Source organism: Bacillus sp. SN1, from assembly GCF_002796895.1.
GTDB lineage: Bacteria > Bacillota > Bacilli > Bacillales > Bacillaceae > Bacillus > Bacillus inaquosorum.
Genome location: NZ_PHIE01000004.1, coordinates 291,163 through 312,964 on the forward strand (window position 1 = coordinate 291,163; position 21,802 = coordinate 312,964).

General features: G+C 46.2%; 17 protein-coding genes, 1 pseudogene and 1 riboswitch. Of the genes and pseudogenes, 16 read left to right on the forward strand and 2 right to left on the reverse strand.

Annotated elements, in window-relative coordinates; all coding sequences use genetic code 11:
- Nucleotides 1–149: 149 nt before the first annotated feature.
- Nucleotides 150–2,234 carry a mannitol operon transcriptional activator MtlR gene (gene mtlR / locus CVV77_RS15580; protein WP_100275839.1) on the forward strand — a complete coding sequence of 695 codons (2,085 nt, stop codon included), beginning with the start codon at nucleotides 150–152 and terminating at the stop codon, nucleotides 2,232–2,234.
- 211 nt (nucleotides 2,235–2,445) lie between these two features.
- On the forward strand, nucleotides 2,446–3,957 hold the full coding sequence (locus tag CVV77_RS15585; protein WP_100275840.1) for a class I adenylate-forming enzyme family protein: 1,512 nt from the start codon (nucleotides 2,446–2,448) through the stop codon (nucleotides 3,955–3,957).
- A 17-nt stretch (nucleotides 3,958–3,974) separates the two neighbouring features.
- Here the strand turns inward: CVV77_RS15585 and CVV77_RS15590 are convergent, their stop codons facing one another.
- Nucleotides 3,975–4,571 (reverse strand): class I SAM-dependent methyltransferase, encoded by a 597-nt coding sequence (locus tag CVV77_RS15590; protein ID WP_181280843.1) that lies wholly within the window; start codon nucleotides 4,569–4,571, stop codon nucleotides 3,975–3,977.
- A gap of 150 nt (nucleotides 4,572–4,721) precedes the next feature.
- Between CVV77_RS15590 and CVV77_RS15595 the strand changes: the two genes are divergently transcribed.
- The 5 genes from CVV77_RS15595 (at nucleotide 4,722) to amj (ending at nucleotide 8,558) form a co-directional block, all read left to right on the forward strand.
- Nucleotides 4,722–5,582, forward strand: a complete 861-nt coding sequence (locus CVV77_RS15595) for an SDR family oxidoreductase (protein WP_019257500.1) — start codon at nucleotides 4,722–4,724, stop codon at nucleotides 5,580–5,582.
- A 15-nt stretch (nucleotides 5,583–5,597) separates the two neighbouring features.
- Nucleotides 5,598–6,101, forward strand: coding sequence for a D-lyxose ketol-isomerase (lyxE, locus tag CVV77_RS15600; protein WP_084994629.1), 504 nt, complete (start codon nucleotides 5,598–5,600; stop codon nucleotides 6,099–6,101).
- Between the two features lie 87 nt (nucleotides 6,102–6,188).
- Nucleotides 6,189–6,734 (forward strand): GNAT family N-acetyltransferase, encoded by a 546-nt coding sequence (locus CVV77_RS15605; RefSeq protein ID WP_088111531.1) that lies wholly within the window; start codon nucleotides 6,189–6,191, stop codon nucleotides 6,732–6,734.
- An 85-nt stretch (nucleotides 6,735–6,819) separates the two neighbouring features.
- On the forward strand, nucleotides 6,820–7,242 hold the full coding sequence (locus CVV77_RS15610) for a pyridoxamine 5'-phosphate oxidase family protein (protein WP_088111530.1): 423 nt from the start codon (nucleotides 6,820–6,822) through the stop codon (nucleotides 7,240–7,242).
- A 506-nt stretch (nucleotides 7,243–7,748) separates the two neighbouring features.
- On the forward strand, nucleotides 7,749–8,558 hold the full coding sequence (amj, locus tag CVV77_RS15615; protein WP_100275841.1) for a lipid II flippase Amj: 810 nt from the start codon (nucleotides 7,749–7,751) through the stop codon (nucleotides 8,556–8,558).
- 45 nt (nucleotides 8,559–8,603) lie between these two features.
- On the opposite strand, the gene CVV77_RS15620 is transcribed toward amj, so the two are convergent.
- The gene (locus CVV77_RS15620; protein ID WP_019257503.1) at nucleotides 8,604–8,894 is read right to left on the reverse strand and encodes a DUF3817 domain-containing protein; all 291 of its coding nucleotides are present in this window, start codon (nucleotides 8,892–8,894) and stop codon (nucleotides 8,604–8,606) included.
- 184 nt (nucleotides 8,895–9,078) lie between these two features.
- Between CVV77_RS15620 and lrpC the strand changes: the two genes are divergently transcribed.
- From lrpC to CVV77_RS15665, 9 genes and pseudogenes are all read left to right on the forward strand, one after another.
- Nucleotides 9,079–9,513, forward strand: a complete 435-nt coding sequence (lrpC, locus tag CVV77_RS15625) for a transcriptional regulator LrpC (RefSeq protein WP_003240281.1) — start codon at nucleotides 9,079–9,081, stop codon at nucleotides 9,511–9,513.
- 64 nt (nucleotides 9,514–9,577) lie between these two features.
- A complete protein-coding gene (locus CVV77_RS15630) occupies nucleotides 9,578–11,764 on the forward strand; it encodes a DNA topoisomerase III (RefSeq protein ID WP_100275842.1) in 2,187 nt (728 codons plus the stop codon).
- Nucleotides 11,765–11,965: 201 nt separating this feature from the next.
- Nucleotides 11,966–13,054: a glycosyl hydrolase family 8 gene (locus CVV77_RS15635; RefSeq protein ID WP_100275843.1), complete on the forward strand. Its 1,089-nt coding sequence runs from the start codon at nucleotides 11,966–11,968 to the stop codon at nucleotides 13,052–13,054.
- Nucleotides 13,035–13,886 carry a cyclic-di-GMP receptor EpsK gene (gene epsK, locus CVV77_RS15640; RefSeq protein ID WP_100275844.1) on the forward strand — a complete coding sequence of 284 codons (852 nt, stop codon included), beginning with the start codon at nucleotides 13,035–13,037 and terminating at the stop codon, nucleotides 13,884–13,886. Before CVV77_RS15635 ends, epsK begins: the two co-directional genes overlap by 20 nt.
- Nucleotides 13,887–13,896: 10 nt before the next feature.
- A complete protein-coding gene (locus CVV77_RS15645; protein ID WP_100275952.1) occupies nucleotides 13,897–15,606 on the forward strand; it encodes a DUF2334 domain-containing protein in 1,710 nt (569 codons plus the stop codon).
- Entirely contained in the window at nucleotides 15,599–16,861 is a 1,263-nt protein-coding gene (locus CVV77_RS15650; RefSeq protein WP_003240289.1) for a glycosyltransferase family 2 protein, read from the forward strand. Before CVV77_RS15645 ends, CVV77_RS15650 begins: the two co-directional genes overlap by 8 nt.
- 5 nt (nucleotides 16,862–16,866) lie before the next feature.
- The gene (locus CVV77_RS15655) at nucleotides 16,867–18,978 is read left to right on the forward strand and encodes a cellulose biosynthesis cyclic di-GMP-binding regulatory protein BcsB (protein WP_100275845.1); all 2,112 of its coding nucleotides are present in this window, start codon (nucleotides 16,867–16,869) and stop codon (nucleotides 18,976–18,978) included.
- Nucleotides 18,979–19,112: 134 nt separating this feature from the next.
- Nucleotides 19,113–19,256, forward strand: a riboswitch (cyclic di-AMP (ydaO/yuaA leader).
- Between the two features lie 194 nt (nucleotides 19,257–19,450).
- Nucleotides 19,451–21,274, forward strand: coding sequence for a potassium transporter KimA (gene kimA, locus CVV77_RS15660; protein WP_019257509.1), 1,824 nt, complete (start codon nucleotides 19,451–19,453; stop codon nucleotides 21,272–21,274).
- 58 nt (nucleotides 21,275–21,332) lie between these two features.
- Nucleotides 21,333–21,781 (forward strand): annotated as a pseudogene (locus CVV77_RS15665) (NUDIX hydrolase).
- Nucleotides 21,782–21,802 lie beyond the last annotated feature (21 nt).

A 21,802-nucleotide genomic window follows, 5' to 3' on the forward strand; every position in this document is an offset into this window, starting at 1 on the left:
GTCACACCGCTTAGTGCCAAATTCCCATTTATAAGTGATTGAATCTCATTTGAAAGCGTTTTATATTATAAAGAAACCTCTCTTTTTTCCTCTCATGAATCTCCTTGCAACTTCACCCGCACAACACGACTGTCTAGGAGGCCTTTTTTATGTATATGACTGCCAGAGAACAAAAGCTTTTAAAGCACTTATTATTACAAAGCCGATATGTAACCGTAACTGAGCTTGCTGAGCTGATGGAAGTCAGCACGAGAACCATCCACAGGGAGCTCAAATCAATTAAGCCGCTGATGGAAACCGTCGGGCTTACGCTCGATAAACAGCCTGGCAAAGGGCTGAAGGCTGTGGGAAGTCCCGAGGATAAACAAAAACTGCTTACCGATTTATCATATGAACAGCATGAATATAGCGCGGACGAACGAAAACTGCTCATTCTCTGTTCGTTATTAGAGTCTCAGGAGCCCGTCAAACTGTACACGCTAGCCCATGATCTGCAGGTGACGAATGCCACGATCAGCTACGACTTAGATGAGCTCGAAAAATGGATTTCTCCCTTCGGTTTGACACTGATCCGTAAAAGAGGCTTTGGCATCCAGCTCATAGGGCCGGAGAATGCGAAACGTAAAATTGTCGGCAACCTGATTGTGAATCGCCTCGACATCCAAATGTTTTTGGAAGCGGTTGAATTAAACATCAAAGGAAAAGCAGATTCTTCAGAGAAAATGTTCGGCGTAGTCAGTAAAGGCGAGCTGTTAAAAATGGAGCGTATCTTGTTTCAGCTGAAAGAAAAAATCGCTTTTTCATTGTCCGACAGCTCCTATATAGCGCTCGTCGTCCATCTGACGTTTGCGATCGAACGGATCCAGCTTGGGGAAACCATCACCATGGAGCAAAATGAGCTTGAGGAACTGAAAAATGCGAAAGAATACAGCTCCGCTCTTGAAATCGCGGGCGAGCTTGAACGTGCCTTCAGTGTGGCGATTCCGGAGGCGGAGGTCGGCTATATCACGATTCACCTTCGAAGCGCCAATCGGAAATACAAAACAGAATACAAAGCGCAGGAAATCGAACTGGAAACAGCCCTGCAAACAAAGCGGCTCATTGCTTTTATTTCAGACAAAATCAGAATGGATCTCACGAAAAACTACTCTTTATATGAAGGCCTGATTGCCCATTTGGAGCCGGCCGTCAGCCGCATAAAAGAAAATATCGAGATATACAATCCGATGAAGGAACAGATCAAACGCGATTATTTTCTGCTCTATATGGCGATCGAAGAAGGCGTGGAAAAGTATTTTCCGGGCATGTCCTTTTCTGATGATGAGATCGCTTTTATCGTCCTTCACTTCGGCTCGGCCCTTGAAATCAAAAAAGAAGAAGCAAAAGTGAAAGCGCTTGTCGTCTGCTCAAGCGGGATCGGCTCTTCGAAAATGCTAGCTTCCAGACTGAAGAAAGAGCTGCCGGAGATTGAATCGTTTGACATGTCATCCTTGATCGAGCTGAAGGGCAGGGAAGTTCAGTCCTATGACATGATTGTTTCCACCGTTCCGATTCCTTACGAAAACATTGATTACATTATGGTCAGTCCGCTTTTAAATGAAGAAGACGCAAACCAGGTGAAGCAGTATATCAAGCGAAAAATTCCGCTCATTCTTGAGAAAAAAAGAAGCCCGAAGGAAGAGGCGCAGCAAGCTGATGTACCTGACATGCTGGCAGCGTCGGAAAGCATGGGGCGGTATATGGCCGTTATTCAAGATGTGCTGCGCCACTTTACACTTACACACATCAAAACGAAACCCGATCATGGCATGCTCCTGTTAGAGCTATTCCAGCAGCTGAAAGAGGATGGCTTGATCCGAGATCCGAAAAAAGCCGCGGTTTGCCTGGCGGAGCGGGAGAAACAAGGGGGGTTGGGAATCCCTGGGACAAACATGGCGCTCTATCATCTTAAAAATGATGAAATCGTCCTGCCTTTTTTCAAAATGTATGATCTCAGCACCTCTTATGAAGTGAATGGCATGGACGGAAATACCCTCAACATGACACGCATCCTCGTGATGATGGCGCCTGGCTCATTATCTGCTGAAGGATCGGAAATTTTAAGCGCGATCAGCTCCGCCATTATCGAGAGCAGCGAAAGCATGGCGGGGTTTCAGGAAGAGGGAGAACAAGAACTGTATCAGCGGTTAAACCGCATATTTTTCACTTGGATGAAAGAAAAAAACATACCATAACAGTACATGGCACACGTCAAAAAATTGGCGTGTGTTTTTATGTGAATGGGGTAAAAAATAAGAAAATGCGGGACTATTTTATCATTCAGTAATAGAATAATTCCAAAATGAAATTGTTTTACAAGTGATCTTTTTTGGGTTAAAATGGGTGAGGTAAGGAAGAAAATCTAACAAATTATTGAAGATTCAAGAGAATATAGGAGATGACGATATGGAGACATTACAGCATCTTATTCTGCATGACATGCCGGATAGCGAAGAAATAGAGGCTGTAAAAAGCGGAGCCCATACACTGACGTATGCAGGTTACCGCAAACGGATTAACCAGCTGGCGAATGCCCTGCTGCAAAAAGGAATTCAAAAAGGCGACCGCGTTGCATTGCTTTGCAAAAACGGCCATCCCGCATCAACTGTTATGTTCGCCGCGCTTGAAATAGGTGCTGTTGTCGTACCTGTCAGCTGGCAGCTGAAACCATATGAAATGACAGGCATTTTAAAAGCAAGTGAACCGAAAGCGATGTTTTACGGAGCGGAGTTTAAAGAAACACTGGACGAAGTTCTTCCTGAACTGTCCACACTCCGGATTACGATGGAAACAGGAACAGCTTACGAAACATCTGCTGAATTTGAAGCTCTGTTTGCCGGTCCTGACCATTTGCCGGAAACTGAAATGGTTTCCCCTGACGATACAGCGCTTCTGATGTTTACATCTGGAACGACAGGAAACCCGAAAAGATGCATGATCACACATGGCGGCATATACAGATACGTAACAAGATCCAACAGCTCAACAACACGCATGAAGGGCCTTCGTTTTCTCGCGTGCCACCCGATTTATCATACGAGTGCGCTCATTTGCATCATGCTTGGAACCTTTGCGGGAACAACCTTCATTTTTACAAAGGATCAAGATCCTGTTCATATGCTGAAGGTCATTGAAGAAGAAAAAATTCAAACCGTGATGGCTCTTCCTGTGTTTTACACGTATTTGCTTGAAGCGTGGGAAACGCATCAAACCGACTTATCTTCGCTTGTGATTTTGATGACAGGCGGAACAAAAGTGCCGAGCAGCCTGATCCGCCGCTATCTTGATATCGGCATTCCGCTCGCGCACGGCTATGGAAGCACTGAGGCTTGGGGAATCAGCACATGGCTGCCTGAGATGGGAATGGATAAAGCGGCATCTGCGGGGAAACCTGTGGAAGGCGTTAAAGTCAAAGTCGAAGATCCTGAGACGGGAGTAGAACTCCCTCAAGGAGAAATCGGCGAAATCGTTGTTCACACGCCATTCTTATTTAAAGGCTATGAAGATAACCCTGAAGCGACAGCGAAAGTGCTGCAAAACGGCTGGTTCAAAACCGGAGATTCAGGCTATGTAGATGAAGATGGTTTTATTTTTATCACTGGACGCTACAAGGATGTCATTATTTACGGAGGCGATAACGTCTATCCGGATCAGGTTGAAGAAGTCATCCAGCAGATCCCGGGAATCCTTGAAACAGCGGTAGTTGGTATACCAGACCCGCTGTACGGGGAAAAACCGAGAGCGTTTATCGTGACAAACGGCGGCCAGCGTATAACGGAAGAGGACGTCATCGCATTTTGCCAGGAACGCCTTTCCGCTTACAAAATACCTGAAGTTGAATTTGTTAACGAACTGCCGAAAAATAACCTCGGCAAAGTAAAAAAAGACGTCTTGCGCAAGCAGGCCGTACATTCGTAAAAGAAGAAGCCCGCCACTTATGTGGCGGGCTTTTTTGCAGTAGCACAGACAGAAAGCTCAGGCTTAATGTTTTTAAATTGCAACTCAATGTCTTCGAAGCCGGCTGCTTTGAAGTCAGCAATCATCTGTTTTCCAAATGATTTGGTTTTCTTAGGACTGGCGTCCGCTTCCCTCGGCTGCATCGTAATCGCTGCTTTGCCGCCGGGCTTTAGCGCCCGATAAATCTGTTTCATGCCTTTTGTCTGGTCGTTCCAGATGGTGTAGTTGTTAACGGAAATCACTTTATTATAAAACGAGTCGGTGAGAGGAAATGTCTCGACGCTTCCTTGTATCAGGCGCACAGGCTTCGATTTTACTCTGCGGGCGGCCAGCTTCAGCATCACCTCTGACACATCAATCCCGTGAAGGTCAACGTCCTTTTCACGCTTCAGCACCTGCTGCATGCAGTATCCCGGCCCAAACCCCACTTCTAAAATACTGTCCCCGCGTGTGATCCCCAGCTGATTGATTGTCCACTGATTCAGTGTTCTATTTTCAGCAGCCATGATGTACCCGGCAATCATGCCGAATACGCCCTTTGGCTTGCTGAATTTTTTAGAAAGCATGTTAATCATTCAGCAACCCCCTTTGCAAGTTATTTCCTCCTTGCGTTTCATGTGAAACATTTTTCTGATAAAGCAATGCGAAGGTGCCAATCCATGTTTATCCAAAGAACGTGTGAGGTACACAACAAATAGACATGAAAACAAAGGAGGAGAATCATCATGGCCAATTATCCAAAAGAACTGCCGGCCCAAACCCAAAATCGCCAGCCGGGAATTGAAAGCGAAATGAATCCAAGTCCGGTGTATGAGTATGAGAATTATAAGGGAGCGGACAAATTAAAAGGAAAAGTAGCGCTCATTACAGGCGGCGACAGCGGGATCGGACGCGCGGTATCCGTCGCTTACGCAAAGGAAGGCGCTGACATCGCCATTGTGTATAAGGATGAGCATGGGGACGCCGAAGAGACTAAGAAGCGTGTAGAACAAGAAGGCGTAAAATGCTTGTTGATCGCTGGTGACGTAGGCGAAGAGGAATTCTGCAATGAAGCGGTTGAAAATACGGTCAAGGAACTAGGCGGCCTGGACATCCTTGTAAACAATGCCGGTGAACAGCACCCGAAGGAAAGCATCAAAGACATTACGAGCGAACAGCTTCACCGCACATTCAAAACAAACTTTTATTCTCAATTTTATTTGACTAAAAAAGCAATTGATTACTTGAAACCAGGCAGCGCCATCATCAACACGACATCTATCAATCCGTATCGCGGGAACCCGACGCTGATTGATTATACAGCAACAAAAGGCGCGATCAATGCCTTTACAAGAACAATGGCGCAGGCGCTTGTCAAAGACGGCATCCGCGTAAACGCAGTGGCACCGGGTCCAATCTGGACACCATTAATCCCATCTACGTTCTCTGAAGATAAAGTCGCTCAATTTGGGCAAAATACCCCGATGGGCCGTCCAGGTCAGCCTGTTGAGCACGTCGGCTGCTATGTGCTGCTGGCTTCAGATGAGTCATCTTACATGACAGGCCAGACGCTGCATGTCAACGGCGGAGATTTTGTGACGACGTAAGAGGGAGTGAGACATATGGGTATCACGAAAGAGGAAGTAAACAGCTATTATCAAAAGGCCGGTATTGTATTAACGGATGAGGAAGTAGACCACATCCAGCTGATGGACTACGGCTTAGGAAAAGAAAGAAAAGTCGGGCTCCAGCTCTTCATCTACGTCAATACAGACCGTTATTGCTCAAAGGAACTGGTGCTGTTTCCGGGACAGACTTGCCCGGAACACCGCCATCCGCCGGTCGACGGCCAGGAAGGCAAGCAGGAGACATTCCGCTGCCGCTACGGAAAAGTGTATCTTTACGTAGAAGGAGAAAAAACGCAGCTTCCAAAGGTTCTCCCACCGCAGGAGGACAGAGAACACTATACGGTCTGGCACGAAATTGAACTTGAACCGGGCGGGCAATATACGATTCCGCCGAACACCAAGCATTGGTTCCAGGCCGGGGAAGAAGGTGCCGTGGTGACGGAAATGTCTTCGACGAGCACAGATCAACATGATATCTTTACCGATCCAAGAATATAAGGATGAGGTGTAACAGCCCATCCTTTTTTGTATTGAAAAAAATAAAATCGCCGCTATAATGGGTAAAAAAGGAAAGAGGGCGAGGAAATGTTTACCTGCAAGGTAAATGAGCACATCACCATTCGATTACTGGAGCCAAAGGATGCGGAGCGGCTTTCCGAACTCATTATCGAAAATCAGCAGCGGCTCGGCCAGTGGCTGTTTTGGGCGGAAAATCCAAGCAGCGCTGAAACGTACAGAGAAACGATCATTCCAGGTTGGCGGCGGGAGTATGCCGACCTAAGCAGCATCGAAGCGGGGCTTCTTTATGACGGCACCCTATGCGGCATGATCGGCCTCCATCATCTAGATCAGATCAATCAAAAAGGGGAAATCGGCTATTGGATTGCCAAAGAGTTTGAAGGCAAAGGCATCATTACCGCCGCCTGCCGAACTCTCATCACATATGCTTTCGAAGAGCTTGGACTGAATCGCGTTGCTCTCTGCGCGGCTGCCGGGAATCAAAAAAGCCGAGCGGTCCCCGAGCGGCTCGGCTTTCAAGAAGAAGGAATGGCACGGGACGGCTTATTCGTTAACGGCAGTCATCATGACCTTGTCTATTACAGCTTGCTAAAGCGTGAATGGAAAGGATAAAAACATAGCGCGCGCATTTTCTTGTTTAAATCTTCCCGGGATGTGGAAAAGTAACAGCGGAGACGTTAAAAAGGAGTGATTCGAGATGAATCAGCAAGACATTAAACAAAAAGTGCTTGATGTTCTAGATCACCATAAAGTAGGCTCGCTCGCAACGGTTGAAAAGGGCAAGCCGCATTCCCGCTACATGACTTTTTTCCATGACGGGCTGACGATTTACACACCGACAAGCAAGGACACTCATAAAGCCGAAGAAATTGAGAATAACCCCAATGTTCATATTTTATTAGGTTATGATTGTGAGGGCTTTGGCGACGCGTATGTTGAAGTTGAAGGAAAAGCCAAAATCAACAATTCGGCTGAACTGAAGGATAAAATATGGAGTTCCAAATTAGAGCGCTGGTTTGACGGTAAGGATGATCCGAATCTGGTGATTCTTGAAATTGAACCGGAGGATGTCAGATTGATGAATGCCGGAGAGAAAACGCCAGTCTCACTCGAATTATAAAAAGTTTGTATTTGCAGGGGCGATATGTTATCATGAATAGCTAAGCAAGAAAAATAAGCAAATAAAAAAGAAAGTAAACTTCTTTTTTCTGTTTTAAGAGAGAAGCTTTACCGCTTCACAAGCAGCAAACCAGCTGCCCTTATTCTTTTCCTTCATAACAAATCGCCCCTAACGATGAGATGGAAAAAAGACTTTTTTGTTTTACAATTCACACCGGCGCGGCTTCGGAGCCGCAGTGACGATTGAGAGGTAGGGCTTTCGTTGTCTTGTGTTCAAGAAATTTCCATGGTGTTTACTTTCCAGAATGATTCTTCGGAACAATGCTTTATGAATCTACCCCGCCCGACTTGGCGGATGATATAATCTTTATTTGCGTATAGAAAAGAATAAGACAAACCGCTCGGCGTATGCCGGCGGTTTTTTTATTGTTAAAAAACACATCGCACTGAAACCTCTTTGTCTTCTTTCCAGTCTTATCTCTAGGATGAAATTGGAGGAAGAATAACGTGCATGTTATTACAACACAAGTACTTTTTATTTTCTGTTTTTTATTACTGATTCACTCGATAGAAACGTTAGCTTATGCCACAAGGCTTTCCGGGGCCCGCGTTGGATTTATTGCGTCCGCGCTTTCCCTGTTTAATGTCATGGTTATTGTGTCAAGAATGTCGAACATGGTGCAGCAGCCCTTTACCGGACATTTAATTGATGATGCGGGAAAAAACGCCCTGGCGATTGTCGGCGAGCAGTTCCGCTTCTTGATTTTCGGATCGACAGTCGGCACCATCCTGGGCATTATCCTGCTTCCGTCTTTCGTCGCTCTTTTTTCACGGGCGATTATTCACTTGGCGAGCGGCGGCGGCTCCGTTTTTCAAGTGTTCAAAAAGGGACTCTCCAAACAAGGATTCAAAAATGCCCTTTCCTATTTGCGTCTGCCGTCTATTTCGTATGTAAAAGGGTTTCACATTCGCTTGATTCCTAAGCGTTTATTTGTGATCAACATGCTGATCACATCCATTTATACGATCGGCGTGCTTTCAGCTTTGTACGCAGGCCTTCTGGCGCCGGAGCGCAGCACGACAGCGGTCATGGCATCGGGCTTGATCAACGGGATTGCGACGATGCTGCTGGCCGTTTTTGTTGATCCTAAGGTATCCGTTCTTGCCGACGATGTGGCAAAAGGAAAACGAAGCTATACGTATTTAAAATGGACCTCTGTAACGATGGTCACATCAAGGGTGGCGGGCACACTCCTCGCCCAGCTGATGTTTATTCCGGGCGCCTACTATATCGCGTGGCTGACAAAGTGGTTTTAATAAGAAAGGCTGGATCATAAAGGATCCAGCCTTTTTCGCACTTACTTATTTATATTTCCTTAATCCGCGGTCGTACAAAAAGTTTCCGAATGGGACAAAAGCGGCGATGAAGCCGGCGGCTGACCATTTCAGCGGCCATTTGACAGAGAAGGCCGCATACGCCAAGACAAGCAAATACAATATGAACAATCCGCCGTGAACCGAACCGACAATTGTCACCGCAAGCGGAAGGCCCGCCCAATATTTCAGCGGCATGGCGATGAACAGCAGGATTAAGAGTGACATTCCTTCAATAAAACCCATCGTGCGAAGTCTTCCGATCGGCGTTTGCAGCATAAATCGCCCTCCTTGTGGACACGTTTTCATCTATACTATAAACAATCCGGAGGGCGCATATGACACCTTTTAGAAAATGTTCGGAAAACATTCATTTTTAATTGCTTTTTCTCGGGAACTGTACTTGTCATTTACAAAAATACCCGAGATAATGTGTACAAAATCATAAAAGAAGGATGTTGAAATGAAACTTGACCAGATTGATCTGAATATTATTGAGGAGCTGAAGAAGGACAGCCGTTTGTCGATGCGGGAATTAGGCAGGAAAATTAAGCTGTCGCCGCCTTCTGTGACAGAACGGGTGAGGCAGCTTGAATCGTTCGGCATCATCAAGCAATACACGCTGGAGGTCGATCAGAAAAAGCTGGGGCTTCCCGTTTCCTGCATTGTGGAAGCAACCGTCAAAAACGCGGATTACGAGCGGTTCAAAAGCTATATTCAAACATTGCCGAATATCGAATTTTGCTACCGGATTGCGGGCGCAGCCTGCTATATGCTGAAAATCAATGCTGAAAGCCTCGAAGCGGTAGAAGATTTCATTAACAAAACATCGCCATACGCGCAAACCGTCACTCACGTTATTTTCTCAGAAATTGACACGAAAAACGGACGCAGTTAGAGAGTGCTTGTTCAAGTCTGTTATAATAAAAGGATGAGCGTGAAAGAAAGAGAAGTGATCAAGCATGTCAAAAACAGTTGTACTAGCTGAAAAACCTTCAGTCGGCCGGGATTTGGCCCGGGTGCTGAAGTGCCATAAAAAAGGAAACGGTTATCTCGAAGGCGATCAATATATTGTTACATGGGCTTTGGGCCATTTGGTAACACTTGCTGATCCGGAAGGCTACGGAAAAGAATTTCAATCATGGCGGCTGGAGGATCTGCCGATTATCCCAGAACCATTAAAGCTTGTTGTGATCAAGAAAACCGGAAAACAGTTCAATGCGGTCAAATCCCAGCTTACCCGTAAAGACGTCAATCAGATTGTCATCGCGACTGATGCAGGCCGGGAAGGGGAGCTTGTTGCGCGCTGGATCATTGAAAAAGCGAATGTCCGCAAGCCGATCAAGCGGCTGTGGATTTCATCTGTGACGGATAAAGCAATCAAGGAAGGCTTTCAAAAGCTGCGCAGCGGCAAAGAATATGAAAACCTGTATCATTCTGCCGTCGCCAGAGCGGAAGCGGATTGGATTGTGGGAATTAATGCGACCCGTGCACTCACCACAAAATTCAATGCCCAGCTCTCATGCGGCCGTGTGCAGACACCGACGCTTGCCATGATTGCAAAGCGCGAGGCGGACATTCAAGCGTTTACACCGGTTCCATACTACGGTATCCGCGCGGCGGTTGATGGCATGACGCTGACGTGGCAGGATAAAAAATCAAAGCAGACGAGAACGTTCAATCAAGACGTAACAAGCCGTCTGGTAAAAGACCTCGATGGAAAGCAAGCGGTCATTGCTGAGCTGAAAAAAACAGCGAAAAAAAGCTTTGCACCTGCCCTTTATGATTTAACGGAGCTTCAGCGTGACGCCCACAAGCGCTTCGGATTTTCTGCTAAAGAAACGCTTTCTGTGCTGCAGAAGCTGTATGAGCAGCATAAGCTCGTCACATATCCGCGGACGGACTCAAGATTTTTATCCAGTGACATCGTCCCGACGTTAAAAGACCGTCTGGAAGGCATGGAAGTAAAACCGTATGCCCAATATGTCAGCCAAATTAAAAAACGCGGCATTAAATCCCATAAAGGCTACGTCAATGACGCGAAGGTGTCAGACCACCACGCGATTATCCCGACTGAAGAGCCGCTCGTTCTCAGCAGTCTGAGTGACAAAGAACGAAAGCTGTATGACCTGATTGCGAAACGTTTCCTTGCTGTATTAATGCCTGCATTCGAATATGAGGAAACAAAGGTCATCGCAGAAATCGGCGGAGAAACCTTTACGGCGAAAGGCAAGACCGTGCAGTCGCAAGGGTGGAAAGCTGTTTATGACATGGCGGATGAGGATGATGAGCAGGAGGATGACAGAGATCAGACACTCCCGGCCCTTCAAAAAGGCGACACTCTTGCCGTCCGCACGTTGACTGAAACAAGCGGACAAACGAAGCCGCCTGCCCGCTTTAACGAAGGGACCCTGCTGTCAGCGATGGAAAACCCAAGCGCCTTTATGCAGGGAGAAGAAAAAGGCCTCGTCAAAACGCTTGGAGAAACAGGCGGCCTCGGCACGGTGGCAACGCGTGCCGACATTATTGAAAAACTGTTCAACAGCTTTTTAATAGAGAAAAAAGACAAAGATATTTTTATCACTTCTAAAGGAAAACAGCTCCTTCAGCTTGTTCCGGAGGATCTGAAATCACCGGCCTTAACGGCAGAATGGGAGCAAAAGCTGTCTGCGATCGCCGCCGGAAAATTGAAATCCGCTGTCTTTATTAAAGACATGAAGGCTTATGCTAACCAAACGGTAAAAGAAATCAAAAACAGCAGCCAAACCTTCAGACACGACAACATCACGGGAACGGCATGTCCGGAATGCGGCAAAATGATGCTGAAGGTAAACGGCAAACGCGGCACGATGCTCGTGTGCCAAGACCGTGAATGCGGAAGCAGAAAAACGATTGCCAGAAAAACAAACGCGCGCTGCCCGAACTGCCATAAAAGAATGGAGCTTCGCGGCCAAGGAGAAGGCCAAACCTTCGCGTGTGTCTGCGGGCACCGTGAAAAGCTTTCCGTATTTGAAAAGCGAAAAAATAAAGACAAAGGGCGCGCTTCCAAACGGGACGTTTCCTCTTATATGAAAAAACAAAATAATAAAGATGAGCCGATTAACAACGCGCTGGCAGAACAGCTGAAGAAACTCGGTTTGGATAAATAACAGAAAAACCTGTGCATATCGCACAGGTTTTTTATTGGACTTAGGTCCCATTATTTGAATGTTTAAAAAGGGAAAAAAAAGCTAGCAATCTGCATTTTTTTCTTTTATAGTAAATGTAATTTGTAACATGGCAGTCATATTTTCGTCTACATATATTTGTGAGCGTCTGATTCGCTTCAGGCGACAAAGGGGGATTTGCCTGTGAGGCATGTGTTGATCGCTGTCATCTTATTCTTCTTATCTATCGGACTTTCCGCAGGGTGTGCTGAAGCTGGAAACAAGACCCAATATCAGTCTGCGGCAGAAACGAACGCCAGTCCGCTTCAGCCGGCAGAGTATTTCATCTATCACAATCTAATGAATGACCAAGGGCTGATCAAAACTGATTTTTCAGACCAGCCTTCGTATTTATCAGAATCTCTCGGCCTGTGGATGGAGTTTTTGGTCAGCAAAAATGACGCCCCGCATTTTCAGGAGCAATATCAGCATCTGACTGATTCATTTCTGCTGAGCAATCACTTGGTAACGTGGAAGATTCAAAACGGCCAAGCGAGCGGGACGAATGCGCTGATAGATGATATGAGAATTATGCTGTCTCTTGACCAAGCCGCCGCAAAATGGGGCCGCAGCGACTACGCGCAAACGGCCCGGAATATCGGCACAGCTTTGAAGACATACAATATGAATAACGGGTTATTTACAGATTTTTACGACTCACAGGCCGCTTCAAAGGATGTGACGATTTCATACGTCATGCCCGATGCATTAGCTGTCTTAAAGAAGAATGGAATCATAGACGAAGAAACGGAACAGCGGAATGCCAATGTTCTCTATTCAGCTCCTTTACAAAATGGCTTTCTGCCGAAGACCTACAGCTCAGACACGAAGGAATACACATATGACAGTGAAATCAACCTCATTGATCAGCTGTACGCTGCTTGGCATTTGCCGGAAGGGGATAAAAAAGCCGCTGTTTTAGCGGACTGGATCAAGCAGGAATTTCAGACAAACGGAAAGCTGTACGGACGATATTCGGCGGATACGAAGGAGCCTGCCGTCCAATATGAGTCGCCATCCGTATACGCATTAGCCGTATTATTTTTAACGGAACAGCATGAAAACAGCTCTGTCATCAAAGCCATATATGACCGAATGAATGACTTTGAAATTCTTGATCCGGTGAAATCGTATTATGGAGGCTATATGAGCGGCACTCAGACGCATTCTTTTGACAATCTGCTGCCGCTGTTAGCCGAAAGGAAGCTTTTTAATGAAAATATCATTCAATGAATCACAAAAATTATTTGCTTATTTTTCAGGGCTGATTGCAGCCCTGTCTCTGTTTATTTATTATGTGTCAGCTCAGCAATCGGAAGGCGCTCTGATCCTTTGCATCACGTTTGTCGTCATCGCCGCAGGCATATGGTTCGGCCCGATTTACGCGCTGGCAGTGACCTTAATCGTACTCTTTGCCCTCGGCACTTTAATGATGTTTTTCCAGACTGGACAGGCTACGCTATTTCCGGCTGAAGAAGGGCTGCGAATGCTTGTCATGTGGGGAATTGCGCTTTTGCTGTTTTCTTTTATAGCTGGAAGAATCCACGATATTGCAGCAGAGCTTCGGCGCTCAGTTACACGGCTTCAATCCGAAATCAAAAGCTTTGTCGCTGTGGACAGAGTGACCGGCTTTGATAACAAGCAGAGGATGAAGCTGGAGCTTTCAGAAGAAATCAAGCGGGCGGAGCGCTACGGCAATTCTTTCGTGTTTTTGCTGCTGCATATGCATTATTTCAAAGAGTTTAAGTCTTTGTACGGTGAAAAAGAAACCGACCGCCTCTTCCAATATGTCAGTCAGCAAATCAGGTCAAGCGTCAGGGAAACGGATAAGAAATTCCGCCCTACTGACGAGCGTATCGGAATCGTGCTGACGCACACGCCCGCTGAACATATGCCGGCCGTCCTGACAAAGCTGAAAAAACAATTGGACACGTATCAGCTGCAAAATGGCAAGTATGTGTCGCTCACGTTCCACGTCTGTTATTTGCCTTACCGCAAAGATATCAAAACAGCTGATCAATTTTTAGAAGAACTGGAAAACGAGATGATGATGAATGAACTATAAAGGAATCACGCTGCTCTGCCTCACAATGCTTCTGCTTTCAGCTATTGCGGCTTTTCCCGTTTCGGCACAAGCGAAAGAGCGGGATGCCGGCATTCTCATCATTTATTCAACCTTGGACGGCAAGGAGTCTTCTCAAGTCAAAATGCTTGATTTGCTTGCGGGCCACTTTACATCACATGTGACAGTCAAAAATGATTTGGATGTTGAAGCGGCTGATTTCAATGGCAAAGACCATGTGATTTATTACGGCCAAACAAAAAGAAAGCTCAGCAAAAAACTGGTGTCTCTTATCAGCAGCGTAAAGAAACCAGTTGTCGCCATCGGCTATAACGCAGGCCAAATCAGCCAGTTTTCCGGGCTTTCATTAGCCCGGAAAGAAAATGTGTATCAGGTCCACACTAGATCGGAAAAGACCGATGTGTCTCTGGAGAGCGGGCTTAACGTGCTGAGCGTATCAGGCCTCAAAGGAAAGGCGCTTTATACCTTCAAAGCCGATGACGGCAAAACGCATTCTTTTATATGGAAAACAAAAAAAGCGAATGTGTACATTGGATTAACGAATTTGTTAAATGACAATTTGATCGTGGCGAAACAGCTCAGAGAAGCTTTCGAAGAGAAGGCGGGGACGACGCTATTGTATTTGCGTCTTGAGGATATCAGTCCGATGTCTGATGAAACATTGCTGCTTCAAGCCGGTACATATCTGCATAAGAGGCATGTTCCCTTTATCCTGGCAGTGATACCGGTTTACTTGAATCCGGAAACAGGCGACAAAGTGTATTTGTCTGATAAACCGAAGATGGTCAAGGTGCTGAAAAAGCTGCAAAGCATGGGCGGCAGTATCATTGTTCACGGCTATACACACGCCTATCGCTACAGTGAAACAGGAGAGGGCTTTGAATTTTGGGATGCAAAGGCGGATCAGCCGATTACATCCGGAAACGCCGAAGACACCCCGTCTATTTTGGAAGACGAACAGGACTTTCCGAATGAACAAGCCTATAACAGCTATCTAAAACCATTTCGGGAAAAGGAAGAAACGTATACAAAGCAAAAACTGACGCGCGCCATTGAGGATTTGACATCATCAGGCCTCTACCCGCTCGCATTTGAAGCGCCGCATTATACGATGTCCGAATATGGCTATCAAATTGCTTCGCAGTATTTTACAAGCATTTTTGGCCAGGTCCAGCTCAGCAGCACAACGTGGAAAACATCAGGTGCATCTCCGTATGTGACCGCTCCTTCGATGCTGCACGGCATGACGCTGTATCCGGAAACGATTGGGTTTGTCGATACATCAAAGCAAAACCCGCTCGGCGATTTGGAGGAGCACATCTCCCAGATGATTGATTTTGAAGGCGGAGTAGCCGGAGGGTTTTATCATCCGTATCTCGGGATGAAATATCTGCCGGAGCTGGTTGATCAGATGGAACGCATTCCGGACAGTGAATGGCTTGATTTAAAGAAAACGAAACAAACCGTCAAAACAGACAAAGTGGAAATTCATACAAGCGGTGACGGAACGATTCAGGTGAAAAACGGCGTAAGCGCCATTGACGAGTTTTTCGATCATCATCGGCAAACCCCTATGGAAAAGGCGTTATGGATTCTCTCCGCGGTTGTGCTCTTATTTGTCGTCATGTTTGTCAGTTATACGTTTTATTTGAGAGCTACATTGAAAAAACGAATTTTTAAGGAGAGAAGAAGCCATGGGTAATACGCTGTTCTTTATCTCGCTAAGTTTAATATGGGTCATGCTTCTCTACCACATGTTTCTCATGCAGGGCGGGTTCCGCCACTATATGACCTTCGAACGGAACATCCCGAAGTGGAGAGAAAACATGAAGGAGCTGCCAAAGGTCAGTGTTCTCATACCGGCGCATAACGAGGAGGTTGTGATTCGGCAGACGCTGAAGGCGATGGTCAACCTTTATTATCCGAAGGATCGGCTGGAGATTATCGTCGTTAATGACAATTCATCAGACCGGACGGGTGATATCGTCAATGAATTTTCCGAGAAATACGATTTCATCAAAATGGTGATTACGAAGCCGCCAAACGCAGGAAAAGGCAAATCCTCTGCACTTAACTCTGGTTTTGCCGAATCGAACGGCGATGTGATCTGTGTATATGACGCCGACAACACGCCTGAGAAAATGGCCGTGTATTACCTTGTGCTCGGCCTGATGAATGACGAAAAGGCAGGCGCCGTGGTAGGGAAATTCCGCGTCATCAATGCGGCAAAAACGCTATTGACGAAGTTTATTAATATCGAAACGATCTGTTTTCAGTGGATGGCCCAGGGAGGCAGATGGAAATGGTTCAAAATCGCCACCATCCCAGGCACCAACTTTGCAATCCGCAGAAGCATTATCGAAAAGCTCGGAGGCTGGGATGACAAAGCGCTCGCTGAGGATACCGAGCTGACGATCCGGGTGTATAATCTCGGCTATCACATCCGTTTTTTCCCTGCGGCCATCACTTGGGAGCAGGAGCCGGAAACGTGGAAGGTCTGGTGGCGCCAGCGCACCAGATGGGCGCGAGGCAATCAATATGTCGTGCTGAAATTTTTGGCGCAGTTTTTCAAGCTGAAACGAAAACGGATTATCTTTGATTTGTTTTATTTTTTCTTTACGTACTTCTTGTTTTTCTTTGGCGTGATCATGTCAAATACGATATTTGTTGTCAATCTGTTTTATGATTTGCATTTGTCGGTCGGTTTTTTGGCAATGATTCTCTGGATCTTGGCATTTTTCTTATTTATGACAGAGGTCATGATTACGCTAAGCATTGAAAAAACAGAAATGAACAGGCAAAACTTTTTTATCGTATTTCTCATGTACTTTACATACTCGCAGGCATGGATTGTGCTGGTCATCTATTCTTTATTCGTAGAAATCAAGCACCGTTTATTCAAGCAGGAGGTCAAATGGTACAAAACGGAACGATACAATCAACATAAAAGCGGGTGACCTTTTTGAAACAAATAATAATTTTTCTCACTAGCCTCATGATGCTGGCGATGACTGGACAAGCGGCTTTTGCCAAAGAGGTGGAGGTCAGCGGTTCGCTCCTCGGAAAAAGCAGCCAAGAACATGCCAAACAGCAGGTGCTGACAAGCGACCTGATTACACTGCACGGATCAAAAGACAGCGCTGAGCTGACGTATCAGATCCCGGCAGGCGCCTCTTCCGGCAGCCAGCAATTGGTGATTGAATACGAGGCATCAAATCTTTTAATTTCTCCATCATCGTTAACGGCTGTCATTGACGATGAACCGGTTAAAACGTTAAAGCTTGATGGTGATTCCAAACGGAAAACAGTGAAGCTAAACCTGAATAAAAGCCAGTCTGCCCAAGGCTATCACAACGTATCGCTGAAATTTTACGGCGTGATGAAAGAGGGCGTCTGCGTCAGACAGGATACGTCCGGCAACTGGATCAAAATTTATCCCGACAGCCGCCTGACGCTGGCGGACAGCAGTGAAGCGAAGGGAACGTCGCTGGACCATTATCCGTATCCTTTCGCCCAATCGGGAAATACAGCGGAGAAAACCGCCATCGTCATTCCGGATGACCCAAGTTCGGCGGAAATTGAAGCTGCAGTGAAAACAGAAGGCTATTTGAAAACGGTGGACAGCAGTATCAGCATTTCGTATGTCACGGAATCTGAACTGAAGAAAATCGACAAGCCGACGATTTTCATCGGAGTGGACAAGCATTGGAACGGCAAGGTGAAAAAGCTGATGAAACAAGCCGGCTTACAGGCAAAAGGTGAAAAACTCCTGCTTGCGGAGCGGGTGCTGAAAGCAGAGGGCAAGCAGCAGCCGGTTCTATTCGCACAAGCGGCATCCGCTGACGTGGTCACTGAAAAAATCAGCGTCATCACGGATCAGACTTACACAGGCCAGCTCAGCGGCGATACACTTTCGATCAGCAAGCTTCAGCAGGCTGAAAAAAAGGAAAGCAATAAGCTGACCCTCGAGAATTTTGGAGCGGATGATATCACAATTGGAGCTGACAAAACATCTTCAACCCATTACTTTTATCCTGCATCAGCGGTTTTAGATCAAAATCAATCAGCAAAGCTGTCGCTTAAGCTGAAAAAGTCCGAAACGATTCAAGCCTCAACGGCCGAAAACGGATCGGCCTCTCAGGCAGCAGAGCTGAAGATCATGATCAATGGCCAGCCGCACTCGGTCGGGCTTGATGAATTAGGAAAAGAAGATAAAAACGGGTTCTATCATGTCACGGTAAAAGTGGACCCTAAGCTGCTACAGAAAAACCGCTACATTGATATTCAGTTTGTCACAACTGGGCTAAAGGAAAACAATCCTTGCAACACCACTGATGAAGAAAAGTGGGTCTTTATCGATAAAAGCAGTACATTGGCATACGCCATCAAAGGTATGTCTCCGTCAGCGGATTTTCAAGAGTGGCCGCTTCCTTACGCCGGAAATCAGGAACAGACAACGCTAATTGTGCTTCCTGACACGGTAAGCCAATCAAAGCTTGAGGAGCTTTCTCTCGTAACGGAGTCCTTTGGCAGCGAGGCGCAGCATTCATATACGATAAAGAAATCATCTGACATAACAGCAAATAATGCCAAAGGACGGAACCTCATTTTCTTAGGGGGCATCAATCAATTTTCTCTTCTAAAGGAGAGATCATCAGAGCTGCTTGTGCCGCAAGCAAAAAACGGTTCGTTTGATGTATCAGGTTTTGAGATGCTGAATGAGACAACAAAACAAGTGGCATTTACCCAAGCCTCTCTTTGGGATTCAGGCTACACGATGGCTGTCTTTGCACCGTTAAAAGGAAATGGCACGGCCGTCACAAAAGAGATCATCAGTTATCTGAACAGCACCGATGACTCGGCAACCGTCGTTAATGAAACAAACAGCCAGCAGGTGTTTACAAACCATCAGCAGCTTAAATCGGAAACAAACCGTTCCAGCGCAGAACAACCATCACAGGATCATAGCCAAAAATGGCTGTATATTGGTGTGCTGGCACTCATTATGGTGATTGCGGCAGTGTTCATTTGGATTGCCGTAAGACGCAGAAAAAGAAAGACAGATACAGAATAAAACAGAGGCAATTTAGCCTCTGTTTTTTTATTTTTGGTATGTAAATTCCATTTGTGGAACCTGTCATTTTATTTTTTCTCGCCCAGCCGAAAGCCCCTTTACAACGCGCGTGAACGGGAGTATGATCTCTTTTATAAAACAAATCGCTTAATCTGAAATCAGAGCGGGGGACCCAATAGAACGGCTTTTTGCCGTTGGGGTGAATCCTTTTTAGGTAGGGCTAACTCTCATATGCCCGAATCCGTCAGCTAACCTCGTAAGCGTTCGTGAGAGGAGATGAATGAAACCTGTGTTCGATGTAATGGCACAGGGGCATCCGTTTGCCTCTGTGTTTTTTGCCGTTCATTTTTTTAGAATGTAAATCGCATACAGAGACATCATAGCAGAAAGGACTATTACAAAATGTGAGAGCAAGATGCTGATGTTTTATTGTTTTAATTGAAAAATGAGAAATTAAAAGGGGAAGACATCGATGTATCATTCAATCAAACGTTTTTTGATTGGGAAACCACTAAAATCTCAAGCAGCTGGAGAGCAAAAACTGACGAAATTAAAAGCCTTGGCAATGCTTTCCTCAGATGCGCTGTCATCTGTTGCATACGGGACAGAACAAATTCTAATCATTTTGGCAACAATCAGTGCTGCTGCATTTTGGTACTCCATACCGATTGCGGTTGGCGTTCTTATATTGCTGCTCGCACTGATTCTTTCATACAGGCAGATTATTTACGCTTACCCGCAGGGCGGCGGGGCGTATGTCGTTTCTAAAGAAAACCTCGGTGAAAAGCCGGGATTGATCGCAGGCGGCTCACTGCTTGTCGATTATATTTTAACAGTAGCGGTAAGTATCTCCGCAGGTACGGATGCCATCACGTCGGCCTTTCCTGCATTGCATGATTATCATGTGCCGATCGCTGTTTTTCTGGTGTTAGTCATTATGATTTTGAACCTGCGCGGGCTTTCGGAATCGGCATCGATTCTTGCCTATCCGGTTTACCTGTTTGTGGTGGCGCTTTTGGTTCTGATTGCAGTCGGGTTGTTTAAACTCATGACGGGGCAAATTGATCAGCCAGTCCATCATACACCGCTCGGCACACCGGTAGCCGGTATTACGCTGTTTTTACTGCTTAAGGCTTTTTCTTCCGGCTGCTCGGCGCTGACCGGGGTTGAGGCTATTTCTAACGCGATTCCGGCTTTCAAAAACCCTCCAGCGCGAAACGCGGCAAGAACGCTTGCGATGATGGGAATTTTGCTGGCGATTCTGTTCGCCGGCATTACGGTGCTCGCATACGGATATGGAACGGCGCCGAAGCCCGATGAAACGGTGGTTTCACAAATTGCGTCCGAAACCTTTGGGCGGAATGTGTTCTACTATGTCATCCAAGGCGTCACATCGCTTATTTTGGTTCTTGCGGCGAATACGGGATTTTCAGCTTTCCCGCAGCTTGCCTTCAACCTGGCGAGAGACCAGTATATGCCGCGTATGTTTACAGTCAGAGGCGACCGCTTAGGCTTCTCAAATGGAATTATCTTTTTAGGCGTTGCTTCCATTGTGCTCATCCTGTTATTCGGAGGACAGACAGAACACTTAATCCCGTTATATGCTGTCGGCGTATTTATTCCATTTACGCTTTCGCAAACCGGCATGTGCATCAAATGGATCAAGCAAAAACCAAAAGGCTGGATCGGAAAAATGCTGATCAACTCCTGCGGCGCTTTGATTTCGTTTATGGTTCTGTCGATCCTGTTCGTGACGAAGTTTAATGTCGTATGGCCGGTTTTAATCTTTATGCCTATCGTCGTTCTGTTGTTTTACGTAATTAAAAATCACTATACAGCTGTCGGCGAACAGCTTCGCATCGTAGACAAACAGCCGGAAGAAATCAAAGGCACGGTCGTGATTGTGCCTGTAGCCGGCGTCACGACCGTCGTGCAAAAATCGATTCAATACGCAAAATCACTGTCCGATCAGGTGATTGCCGTTCACGTGTCATTTGACAGAGAACAGGAAAAGAAAGTCGAAAAACGCTGGGAAGAGCTCAATAACGGAGTGCGGCTCGTTACGCTTCACTCCTCGTACAGAAGCCTTGTCCATCCGTTTGATAAGTTTTTAGAAACAGTAGAAGCAAAAGCGAAGAAGGAGCAGTTTTCCGTCATGGTGCTGTTTCCGCAATTTATTACGAAAAAACGCTGGCACACCATCCTTCACAATCAATCAGCCTTCCTCCTAAGAGTCCGGCTGTTCTGGAAAAAGGACATAATCGTTGCCACACTGCCGTATCATTTTAAAAAGTAAAGCTCTAGGACCAAGGGAATCCACCTTGGTCTTTTTTTGCGGGAAAAGGAGACATGCAATGTATACGAAAGGCGCATTTGTCATTGTATTGAACGAAAATCAGCAGATTCTGCTGGTTAAACGAAAAGACGTTCCTTTATGGGATTTGCCGGGCGGCAGGGTCGATGCCGGGGAAACGGCTGAGGCAGCGGCAGTCCGGGAGGTATTGGAAGAGACGGGATACACAGCAGCGCTTTCTGCGAAAATAGGTGTTTATCGAAGGCCAAAGTTTCAAGATGAACAGCATGTGTTTGCCGGAAACATAACAGGCGGACGAGCGATAGCGAACGGCATGGAGACGGCGGGTTTGAAGTGGATTTCTCCGAAGCGTTTGCCTTTTTTTATGGTGCCGAACCGAAAAAGACAAATCAAAGATTTCATGAATGGCGCTCTAGATACAAACATCATCCTCAAGGACAGCGGCATGCTTGCGCGATTGACTTGTTCAAAAGAAGACTGGGCAAGTGATAAAGGTCTCCGGGTTTTAAA

Excerpts from the sequence above, each read along its gene's own strand:
- mtlR (WP_100275839.1), top strand. The coding sequence starts at position 150 with ATGTATATGACTGCCAGAGAACAAAAGCTTTTAAAGCACTTATTATTA.
- CVV77_RS15585 (WP_100275840.1), top strand. The coding sequence starts at position 2,446 with ATGGAGACATTACAGCATCTTATTCTGCATGACATGCCGGATAGCGAA.
- CVV77_RS15590 (WP_181280843.1), bottom strand. The coding sequence starts at position 4,571 with ATGATTAACATGCTTTCTAAAAAATTCAGCAAGCCAAAGGGCGTATTC.
- CVV77_RS15595 (WP_019257500.1), top strand. The coding sequence starts at position 4,722 with ATGGCCAATTATCCAAAAGAACTGCCGGCCCAAACCCAAAATCGCCAG.
- lyxE (WP_084994629.1), top strand. The coding sequence starts at position 5,598 with ATGGGTATCACGAAAGAGGAAGTAAACAGCTATTATCAAAAGGCCGGT.
- CVV77_RS15605 (WP_088111531.1), top strand. The coding sequence starts at position 6,189 with ATGTTTACCTGCAAGGTAAATGAGCACATCACCATTCGATTACTGGAG.
- CVV77_RS15610 (WP_088111530.1), top strand. The coding sequence starts at position 6,820 with ATGAATCAGCAAGACATTAAACAAAAAGTGCTTGATGTTCTAGATCAC.
- CVV77_RS15620 (WP_019257503.1), bottom strand. The coding sequence starts at position 8,894 with ATGCTGCAAACGCCGATCGGAAGACTTCGCACGATGGGTTTTATTGAA.
- lrpC (WP_003240281.1), top strand. The coding sequence starts at position 9,079 with ATGAAACTTGACCAGATTGATCTGAATATTATTGAGGAGCTGAAGAAG.
- CVV77_RS15630 (WP_100275842.1), top strand. The coding sequence starts at position 9,578 with ATGTCAAAAACAGTTGTACTAGCTGAAAAACCTTCAGTCGGCCGGGAT.
- epsK (WP_100275844.1), top strand. The coding sequence starts at position 13,035 with ATGAAAATATCATTCAATGAATCACAAAAATTATTTGCTTATTTTTCA.
- CVV77_RS15650 (WP_003240289.1), top strand. The coding sequence starts at position 15,599 with ATGGGTAATACGCTGTTCTTTATCTCGCTAAGTTTAATATGGGTCATG.
- kimA (WP_019257509.1), top strand. The coding sequence starts at position 19,451 with ATGTATCATTCAATCAAACGTTTTTTGATTGGGAAACCACTAAAATCT.